The 3,450-nt window shown below is 31.1% G+C and carries 2 protein-coding genes; both read left to right on the plus strand.

Annotation, left to right across the window (positions count from 1 at the left end; translation table 11 throughout):
* Positions 1-739 (plus strand): L,D-transpeptidase family protein (locus tag ACR0P1_RS07615; protein ID WP_432645806.1); only part of this gene is annotated, 739 nt, incomplete at its 5' end.
* Positions 740-836: 97 nt separating this feature from the next.
* The coding region (locus tag ACR0P1_RS07620; protein WP_432645807.1) for an Ig-like domain-containing protein at positions 837-3,450 on the plus strand (2,614 nt) is incomplete at its 3' end.

The raw sequence follows: 3,450 nt of genomic DNA on the forward strand, positions 1-3,450 counted from the left end.
AGAATTTGGCTGGTTAGGCTGGGCAAAGAATGGAGAAAGTGCAGGGACAGAAGGATATTCATATAGACTAGAAGCGATAGAAATCAAGCTAGTAGAAAAAGGTGGAAGTGCACCAGGAAGTACAGATCATTGTTTTTATAATTATAATTTTCTTGTTCCAAATTTAAATGTTTCTAAAAATGTATCACAATTGATAATTGTTTCTGCAAATAATTCTAATTATGCTACAGTATCTATGCATACAAAAGGAAATGATGGATATTGGTCTAATAATTATTCGGTAGCTGGTAGAGTTGGGAAAAATGGAATAGGTAAAAGTTCTGAAGGCGATAAAAAAACACCAACAGGAATTTATACTTTAGGTCAAGCTTTTGGTATAGCTAATAATCCTGGTTCGACAAGATCATATTTGAAACTTAATAATAATCATTATTGGGTGGATGATAGTAATAGCATTTATTATAATAAATTGGTTGATATTTCTCAAACTGGAAAAAAATGGAATTCAGCAGAACATTTGGCAAAATATACAAAAGCTTATAAATATGCAATTGCTGTTAATTTTAATACAGACTGTATACCTGGAAGAGGCTCTGCAATATTTTTACATTGCGATACCGGAAATGCTACAGCAGGTTGTATTTCAATTCCAGAATCAACAATGATTTATACGTTACAAAATTTACACAATGATACAAGAATTCTTATTGATTATAGTACGAATCTACATAAATATTAAAAAAATGATAGATTAATGGTAGCAATCTATCATTTTTTAATTGTTATTTATTTTTTTGATATATATAATATAAATTGTTTTTAGGGAGGAATTTATAGTGAAGAAAGTATTAAGCATGTTTTTATGTTTATCGATGATCTCACCGGTTTCGGTTTTTGCATTAGATAATAGCAATGATGATCTTTCACGATATAGTTATAGTGTAAGTGAAGATGAAAATTTTCAAGATGGAGTGATGTCTAATCCTGACGGTTATGAGGGGACAGGATATATTACAGAAAATAATTCACAAAGCCAAATATCTCAATCTCTAGTTAGAGGATCTGGATATGATTTAAGCTGGGGATATGAAAATGGGAAAAAAGCTATGTATGATGGCGATGGTGTTCGTTTTGGTTATGGTGAATGTAAAAAAGTAATTGATGTTTCATCTTATAATGGTGGTATTAATTGGTCTGCGGTCAAATCAGGCGGTGTTGATGGAGCTATATTAAGAATAACATCTTTTGCTGGAGGAAATATGCATGAAGATGCACAATTTGGAAACAATTTGCAAGGATGTAGAAATGTCGGAATGCCATTTGGTATTTATATGTATAGTTATGCTACTAATACATCAAAAGCTGCAAATGAAGCAAATTATGTTGTAGGGTTATTAAAAAAATATGGGGTAAGACCTTCAGAATTACAATACCCCGTTTATTATGATATGGAATCTAATAGTTCAGTTGCAGGGTTAAGTGTTGATCAAAATGCAGCAAATGCAGAAACATTTATTAGTATTTTAAATGCTAATGGATATACAGCACATGTGTATAGTTACACTAGTTATTTAAATTCAAATTTAAATAGTCCAAGAATACATAAATATGTTTCTTGGGTAGCACAATATGGTAAAAAAATGAGATTTGTTAACAATTATTACAAAGGACTTTATGGTTGGCAATATCAATCAAATGGACATGTTTCAGGCGTTAATGGTGAAGTTGATGTAAGTTGCTTTTCAAATTTCTATGGATATGATTCTAGTAATCATATTAATCAACCATTAGGAAGAGATAATAGTACACCATATTTAGAATATTGTGCTAATAACGCTGGTGTAGAATGGCTACCCTATTTTGTTGAGCCAAATACAGCTGGAACAACAGGAAGAAGTTTACCATTGTACCAATTAAGATTTAAACTAAATAATATGCCTAATTCTTCACATTTATCTGGAATTGTCAAAACTTCATCTCAAACATTGAGTTATGACAATATTGAAAATGAGGATACTATTGGATCTAATGGTAATGCCATGAGACAAGTAATGTTTAACTTGGAAAATGTTCCTGGATATCATTTGGAGTATAGAGTTCATAGTTCTGATTTAGGATGGCAATCATGGGTAAAACAAGGAAATTATGCTGGAAATGCGAGTAAGGATATTCAAGCTATTGATTTTAGATTAGTAGCTGATGATAGTGTGAAGGTTGAATATCCACAAATATATTATAGAGGGCATATTGCTAATACAGGGTGGCTATCATATGTTCCTGATTCACAAATTGCTGGAACTGTAGGAAAAGGTATTCCTTTGCAAGCAATTCAAATTGGTATGGATGGAGAAGATAATTATAATTTAAATGGTAAAGTCTATGTTGATGGTAAAGGATGGCAAGAGTACACAGATATTAAATCTAATACAGTATTAGGCACTACAGGGCAAGAAAAAGCGATTAAAGCAGTAAGTTTTGAATTTAATAATTTTGTAGGATATAAATTACAGTATCAAGTTCATTTATCAAATAAAGGATGGCAAGATTGGGTAGATGAAGGAAATGTTGCAGGGGATAAGACAAATAACATAGAAGCTATAAAATTTAGATTAGTAACAGACAATCAGCTAATTAATAAAATTACATTAAATAAGAAAGAAGTTATTTTAGAAAAAGGAAGCTCTGATAAATTAAGTGTAAGTTATAGACCTTCTAATACAACAATGGATAGAACTATTCATTGGTCATCAAGTAATGATGATGTTGTTACTGTAGACGATAATGGAAATATCAAAGCAGAGGGAGCTGGAGAAGCAGTTATTACTGCAGAAACTGTAAATGGTGTAAAAGATACTTGTAATGTAAAATCAATTATTTCAGTTAAATCGATTGATTTAAATACACAAAATGAAACTATAGAAAAAGGTAAAACATATCAATTAGAAGCAACTATTAATCCAAATGATGTTACTGAAGATAAAACATTGACATGGACAAGCAGTAATACAAAAGTAGCAACTGTAGATGGTAATGGAAAAGTTACTGCTATTGGTGGAGGAATAGCAACAATAACTGTTAAATCTCAAAACGGTAAAGAAGCAAGTTGTAAAATACATGTATTAAGCCATATTGAGTCCGTTTCATTAAATAAAACTACTTTAAAGTTAGAACAAACAAATTCACAAACTTTACAAGCAACAATCAATCCAAATGATACGACAGATGATAAGAAATTAGTGTGGACAAGCAGTAATCCAAATATAGCAAAAGTAGATGATGGAAAAGTAACAGGCTTATCATTAGGAGAAACAACAATCACAGTAGAGACAAGCAATGGAAAGAAAGCAGAATGTAAGGTAACAGTAGTCAAACAGACACCAAGTGTTGAATATCAAACACATGTCCAAGATATAGGTTGGCAAAGCTATACAAAAGAAGGAAAGACAGCAG

It is taken from the genome of Methanobrevibacter sp., from assembly GCF_050872065.1.
In the GTDB taxonomy this organism is placed as follows: domain Archaea; phylum Methanobacteriota; class Methanobacteria; order Methanobacteriales; family Methanobacteriaceae; genus Methanocatella.